A 7414-nucleotide genomic window follows, 5' to 3' on the forward strand; every position below is an offset into this window, starting at 1 on the left:
GGATTTAGCCATGCTAAACCCTGACTTATAATCAAGCATAAATAAAGTTTCTTTAAATTTTTAACATTAATAATCAATAATTGTTACTCTGCCGATAAATGAGCTATCAAGCAACTTATAGCTGCTTGTAGCGTCATGTTTCATGGTTGATGTATTTGCTGGCTAGAGCAATTTATGAATAGATTTCTCAAGTGGTGTGTGGAGTGTTGTTTACAAAATAGTTACCGAAAAACTAAGCAGACATGGTTGGCTGTGATGCTGGTTTTGAGTGTGGTAGCTACGGTGATGTTATCATTTCCTGTTAACGCTCAAATTACTGCAAACCCATCTTTGGCATCGGAATTAAGGGGAGTGTGGTTAACTAATATTGATAGCGATGTGTTGTTTGAGCGCGATCGCCTGAAAAAAGCTTTACAAAAACTCGATGCTCTCAACTTCAATACAGTATATCCTGCCGTGTGGAATTGGGGATATACACTATACCCCAGCAAAGTCGCAGCTAGAGTCATTGGTAAATCCCTTGACCCCACTCCAGGGTTACAGGGGCGTGATATGCTCAAAGAAATTGTCACCGAGGGACATAAACAAGGCTTAACTGTAATTCCTTGGTTTGAATTTGGCTTTATGGCACCGGCTGATTCTTTACTGGCGAAACGTCGTCCCCAATGGTTGACAAATCGCTATGATGGTACTCGCATCGTTAAGGAAGGAACCCATGACAGGGTGTGGTTAAGTCCCTTTCGCCCTGATGTGCAACGATTCATCCAAGATTTAATTGTAGAAATCGTTAAAAACTACGACGTTGACGGTATCCAATTTGATGACCATTTTGGCTTACCCTCAGAATTAGGCTATGATGCCTACACTGTAGCATTATACAAAAAAGAGCATCGAGGACAAGCACCTGCTAAAAATCCTAAAGATCCCGAATGGGTGCGGTGGAGAGCTAACAAAATCACTGAGTTCATGAAGCGGGTATTTACAGCGATTAAAGCTGCAAACAAAGATTGTATAGTTTCCGTTGCACCGAATCCGCAGCGTTTTTCTTATGAATACTTTTTAGCAGATTGGCAACGCTGGGAACGTATGGGATTGATTGAGGATTTAGTTTTGCAAGTGTATCGGGATGATCTCAATGTGTTTGTGAATGAATTAGAGTATCCAGAAGTCAAAGCAGCGAAGTCACATATTCCTGTGAGTGTTGGGATTTTGGCTGGTTTGAAAAATCGAGCCGTACCCATGCAACAGATTCAAACCCAAGTCGAAAAAGTACGCGATCGCAATTTTGCGGGAGTTTCTTTCTTCTTCTATGAAACCCTGTGGAACTTAACTAAAGAACAACCCCAAGAACGTCAGACAGGTTTTCAAAACATTTTTTCTACACCAGCCAATTATCCCAATTTATTGACAGGCTGGAAACCATAAAATTGTAGAGACGTTGCATGCAACGTCTCTACAAAATTTTGAATTTTGAATTTTGTAGGCGCAGCCTTCCCGCAGGGTATTTTGAATTGATATTACCCGCCTATTCCTAATCTTCCCGCCAAACCGGGGGTTAATGGTAACAGGGTAGTAATCATCAAGAACAACACCAATAAACCTAAAGCGGCTCTTGCATCATCGGGTTCGGTGATTTCGTTTAAACTAGGGCGTTCTGAATCCCTTTGTAAAAATACAATCACAATTGCCCAATACATCGCCAGAGCATTGCCAAGGGCTACCAAAACTAGAAGAATTAAAGTGGCGATAGTGGCTCTACTGGCGGTTTTTCTGCCATAAATTGCTTGTACAATTCTGCCACCGTCTAATTGTCCGGCTGGCATTAAGTTTAACGCAGTAATTACCAAACCTAACCAACCAATCACCACCAGAGGATGCACATTCACTAAAGGTGATTGTAACGCTGAACCGAGAACAACCCGCGCCAAGCTACCGACTAAAATTGAACCTTGGAAAAATTGATTGGGTAGCTGAAATAAACTACCTTGGTGGGAAAGTAGTAAACCAGCAATCAGCATTAGCAAAGACACCGCACCGCCAGCCACAGGCCCCGCTACAGCAATGTCAAATAATGCGGTACGATTAGGTAACAGCGACTCAAAACGGGTGATTGCACCAAAAGAGCCTATCTGTACAGCCGGTAAAAAGAAAGGCCAGCTAAGACGCACTTGATAGCGTCGCGCTAGTAACCAATGTCCGATTTCGTGGGCTATCAAAATTGCAAAGATACCCAAACCGATGGGTAAAGCCTCTTGTAACCGTGATGGAGTGCCAATTAAATCAAAATTGAGTAATAATCCCGCCGTTTCTAGGCTCGTGGCAATAGTTGCTATGCCCAAGATACCTGCAAAAGCTTTTTGTGCTAGCGTCGTTGGGCGTGGTTCGCTGCTGCTAGGTAAAACAATGACAACGGGCTTACCGTCTGTATTTTCTACTAAAAACAAGCGATATTTATCACTTAGTTTCTCTTTTAAACTAGCAGTCAGACGACTGTGGACTTCTTGGGGTTCGCCGCGTAGATTACCTTTAAAAATCGCACCTTCTTGGTAGGCAATGGTTTCTGTGGCGAAAAATGTGTCAATCCCAAAGATGCTTTTAATCAAGCTCAAATCTTCTTCAGGAATTGGCATGATTTCCACAACAACTGCTGGTTGTGGGGCATTTTCTGATGGTTGAGCCGATTCTTCAGCCAGCCTTTGGGTTGCTCGTTGCTTGAGGATGGCATCTTGCCCAGCCCCTCGCAACTGTCTGCCTAAATAGATATACAATCCAGCCGAACCGACCACTAAGAACAAGATACCAACTATATTGATGTAAATTCCGGCGGCAAACAACCCGAAGAATAATAGCCAAGGAGCCATTAAAACCACCGACTGCAACCAGGCCAAGATTCCCAGTTTACCAAAAGGTCTGGCGCGATAAAAGCCCCAACCCAAAATGGCGCAAGCTACGAGTAAAATTATCCCAAGTATGGGAGTCTCTGAGGAAGTAAACATTTCCAAACCCTTCACTGTGAAAGACTAAGCCCGAATTAGTCCGGTGTTATAGATACATTACTAATCTATAACGTGGGCTGTAGTCTGCCCAAGGAGATTGGGGACTGGGGACTGGGTACAAGTTTTTCTTCCTCCACTCCTCCGCTCCCTCTGCTCCTCCGCTCCTTCATCCCCTACACTCTAAGATGGAGATTTCAACTTTAAGCATTAACAGATGCTTTCAGTGCTGCATTCTCAATCAGAATAGGTGGGCATTGTCAACAATCTAAAAATCATTGTTTGAATAAATCTCCAACAATGCCCACCCTACAAAATTTGTCATGCTGCTCGATTATTTTTTATAGCTAGCGATCGCCGCTTTGAGATTACCTTGGTGTTCTGCTAATAGCTGATTACCTGCATCTTTATCTAAACCAGTCCAGTGCATTAATAAAGCGAGTTTGACCCATTTACCACTACGTTCTAATAAATAATTAGATGCTTCTCGACTTAAACCGGTGAGGTCTTGTAAAATGCGTAAAGCGCGATCGCGTAACTTTTGATTTGTTACCGCCACATCCACCATGCGATTACCGTAAACTTTACCCAGTTGCACCATTACCCCAGTAGACAGGATATTTAAAGTCAACTTGGTAGCTGTTCCGGCTTTCAGACGGGTAGAACCTGCTAACACCTCCGGCCCAGTTAACAGCCTAATATCAATATCAGCAGAAAAACTGACTTGTTCAGCAGGAACACAAGCAATGAAAATTGTCAATGCCCCTCGTTGACGAGCAGCATTGAGCGCACCGTGAACAAAAGGAGTTGTGCCACCGGCAGTAATGCCCACGACTACATCTAACTGGGTGATCTGATGATGAGCGATCGCACTTTCGCCATCAGTCGCCCGGTCTTCTAAATCCTCAGAACTGCGTACCAAAGCCCCCGCACCCCCGGCGATAATTCCCTGTACCAACTCAGGGGGTGTGCAGAAAGTCGGGGGACACTCAGCCGCATCTAATACCCCCAACCTACCGCTAGTGCCAGCACCAACATAAAACAAGCGTCCGCCTTGGCGTAAACGTTCTGCTGTGCGTTCAATTGCTGCTGCTATTTCCACCTTAGCCCCAGCCACCGCCGCCACTGCCTGATGGTCTTCACTATTAAACAGTTCTACCAACTGCAAACAACTGAGTTGGTCTAAGTTGAGACTTAAAGGATTCACCTGTTCAGTCAACAAATGCCCGCGTTCCTGCAAATTTGTCATTGATACTAGCCTGTGCGTCTGTGGTTTATTTGTCCTTAACTATGGACTATTGACTAAAGGACTAAGTTACAACAATCCTTCTAATTTGCGCCGAATATTTTCGAGTTCAGCCGCAGAAAATTCTGGTTCTTCTGCCGGTGGCACATCATAACCATCGTAACTACCATCGCCAGTATCATCATATTCGCCATCAACTTGCCAGTCAGTTTCATCCACATTCAATTCTGGAGGAACCACCAAATCACTGTTTTCTGGGACAATTTCCCAATCATAACCAGCACTTTCGCAAAACTCCTTAATTTCCTCAGCGTCGATAGCTTCGACGGTAGGCGTGGGGAAATCTTGAGCTTCCAGCATTAAAGCAAAACGCAGGGCATCATCCTCAGATTCAAACATGAGTATTTTATTGCGATCGCCGACGCGTATCGTATGAATACCCTCATTTTCTGTATTAGCGTTAAAAATTAAAACAAAAACCCGCATTGGCGTAATCATCTGTCCTTTTTGTTCTGAGGTCTATCTATTAATTATTAAAGTTCTAGACCGTGTACCTGGGAAAGTTACAGCAATAATTCTCACTTTAATTCACATTCTTGGGAATTGGGCATGGGGACAAATCAATTCAAAATTCACGCATACCCTACGGGTAGGCTCACGCCATCGTCAGAGAAGCAAGCTACAAAATTCTTGCATTACAGAATTCCTTCCCCTGCCTCCCCTGCTCCTCTGCTCCCCTGCTCCCGTGCCTCCCCTGCTCCCTGATCACATTAACTCGAATGCCAAAAGCTGAGATTGGTTTGTATCCTGGTATTGGCATAGTAATATTGCCCATAATGCTATGTGACCACCACATTCAGCAAAAACAAGTGAGACCTCATGATTAAGTCTTCTGATCAAGATAATCAGTCCCCTAACAATGACCGCAAGCGTTTCTGGTTGCTGATGCTCAAACGTGGTGGTATCACCCTAGGAGGAATTTTGCTTCTGGGTTTAATCGCTGGTGCTTGGCGGTTGCGGATTTTTGTCCAAAAAGAATTAACACCCTTAGCCGAAACAAGTCTCACCAATACACTCAACCGTCCTGTCAAACTGGGAAAAGTCACAAAATTCTCCCTCACAGGAGTAACGTTTGCGGCTTCGGCTATCCCCGCCACACCCACAGATCCCGATAGGGTAGAAGTTGAGGCGGTAGAAGTAGGTTTTAATCCATTACAGTTAATTTTTAATCGCCAGCTAAAGCTAGACGTTACCTTAGTCAACCCCGATGCTTACATTGAACAGGATGAGCAAGGACGTTGGATTACTACAACTTTAGCACCACCGGGAAAAACCGGAGTAATTAAGACCGATTTAAATACCTTGCGTGTTCGTAACGGTAATCTGGTACTCTTACCCCAGAACAGGGTAAACACAGTAGACAATATTTCCCCAATCCCCAATCCCCAATCCCCAATCCCCATATCCTTCTCCCAACTCGCGGGTTCTGCTCAATTACTCGAAAACAACCAACTGATTAAATTCTCACTCCAGGGTGAAGCAGATAGTGGTGGCAGAATTTCCCTTGGGGGTGATGTCCGTCCTCAGACTTTGGCGGCTAATCTGCAAGTGCAAGCACAAGCAATTTTGGCTAGTAATATTACCCGTCTGGTGAAGTTGCCATTGGATTTACAAGCTGGTCGAGTTAGTGGCAATTTGCAAATACAGCTAGCACCAGAACAGCAACCTTTGATATACGGTAGTGCTAACTTAGATCAGGTGAGTCTGCAAATTCCCCGCACACCCCAACTATTCACCAATACCCAAGGTAATATTTACTTCCGGGGAACCGCGATTAACCTGGAAAATGTCAATACTAACTATGGCAAAATTCCTGTAGTAGCGGCGGGGGTGATTGACAGTAAAACTGGCTATAAGCTAGCTGGACGGGTGAATACGGTAAGTGTCGCTGATGCCCAAGAAACTCTGAAATTACAATTGCCGGTACCTGTATCTGGACAGTTACAAGCCCAATTGCAAATGGTAGGGGCAACAACTGAGCCTATCCTCTCCGGTACTGTTACCACTGTCCAACCTGCCCAAATTGATAAAGTTAATTTTAAAAGTGTTAGTAGTAAGTTTGAGTTTTCACCTACTGAGGCGTTAGTTACTTTAACAGACGTTCAGGGGACAACGACCTTCGGCAGCAAGATTGCGGGGGGTGGTACGATCCAGTTGGGAGATAATGCCCAATTGAATTTGAATTTCTCTGCTAATAATGTTGCTGGGGATGCGATCGCTCAACTCTATAATCCCAATATTCCTGTGAAAATTGGCACTGTCTCCGCTACCGCCCAAGTAACTGGCGCACCCACAAATGTCCAGACTTTAGTTAAGTTTCAAGCTCCTGGGGCTACCTATTCTACTACGGGTGAAGTTATAGTTAGTGCTAATCGTAACGTCAATTTCCGCAATGTAGTAGCGCGGGTAGCTGGTGGCACAGTGCGGGGTTATGGTAGCTTTGTCAATCAACGTTGGCAAGCGGTGGCGCAAGCTTCAGACGTAAATTTAGCGGTGTTTGTTAACCCGAATCAACTGCAAAATATTTCTTTGACAGGGGCAAAATTAAACGGTCGTTTCACTGTGACGGGGACGGCTGAACCGTTTGCCATTGCCAAGATTCGCTCCGAGGGGGCAGGGGTACAGATTGGCGGTGGTAGAATTGCGATCGCCGACATCGAACTACAAGACCAAAATTTCGCCGCCCGTCTAGTTGCTAACAATGTCCGTTTAGCAAACATCGTCAAAAATGCCCCCCCAGCTTTGGCTAATCCTGTAGATGGTACTTTCCAAGTCGCAGGCAACAGAGAAAATTTCAGTTTACAAACTCTACAAGCTATCGGCCAAGCAACTCTCAAGGTGGCAAGAGGTACTGTCACCGCCGCTAATATCCAAATCGCTAACGGTCGTTATCAAGCCCAAGTCCAAGCTAACAATGTGCCTGTACAACGTTTAGCAAATGTGCCATATCAAGGTAACTTAACCGGACAATTAGATGTAGTCGGTGCGGTGGATGCGTTTACTCCTCAAACTATCCAAGCTACTGGTCAAGCTAGACTCAATGTTGGTAATGGTACTATCACCGCCGCTAATATCCAAATCGCTAACGGTCGCTATCAAGCCCAAGTCCAAGCTA

General features: G+C 44.6%; 5 protein-coding genes. 2 read left to right on the forward strand and 3 right to left on the reverse strand.

Translation table 11 applies throughout. The features are described from left to right. Positions 1-174 precede the first annotated feature (174 nt). Positions 175-1425 (forward strand): glycoside hydrolase family 10 protein, encoded by a 1251-nt coding sequence (locus tag A3775_RS08945; protein ID WP_066424602.1) that lies wholly within the window; start codon positions 175-177, stop codon positions 1423-1425. Between the two features lie 92 nt (positions 1426-1517). Here the strand turns inward: A3775_RS08945 and A3775_RS08950 are convergent, their stop codons facing one another. The 3 genes from A3775_RS08950 to A3775_RS08960 all read right to left on the reverse strand — a co-directional run bounded on the left by A3775_RS08950 (position 1518) and on the right by A3775_RS08960 (position 4737). Next, positions 1518-2996, reverse strand: a complete 1479-nt coding sequence (locus tag A3775_RS08950) for a site-2 protease family protein (RefSeq protein ID WP_066424641.1) — start codon at positions 2994-2996, stop codon at positions 1518-1520. Positions 2997-3327: 331 nt separating this feature from the next. Continuing rightward, positions 3328-4242, reverse strand: a complete 915-nt coding sequence (gene murQ, locus A3775_RS08955; protein WP_066382294.1) for an N-acetylmuramic acid 6-phosphate etherase — start codon at positions 4240-4242, stop codon at positions 3328-3330. Positions 4243-4308: 66 nt separating this feature from the next. Then, positions 4309-4737 carry a DUF3110 domain-containing protein gene (locus A3775_RS08960; protein WP_066382293.1) on the reverse strand — a complete coding sequence of 143 codons (429 nt, stop codon included), beginning with the start codon at positions 4735-4737 and terminating at the stop codon, positions 4309-4311. Positions 4738-5118: 381 nt separating this feature from the next. On the opposite strand from A3775_RS08960, the gene A3775_RS25005 reads away from it, so the two are divergent. Beyond that, on the forward strand, positions 5119-7414 hold a 2296-nt coding region (locus A3775_RS25005; RefSeq protein ID WP_231866974.1), incomplete at its 3' end, for a DUF748 domain-containing protein.

Source organism: Anabaena sp. 4-3, assembly GCF_001597745.1.
Taxonomy (GTDB): domain Bacteria; phylum Cyanobacteriota; class Cyanobacteriia; order Cyanobacteriales; family Nostocaceae; genus Trichormus.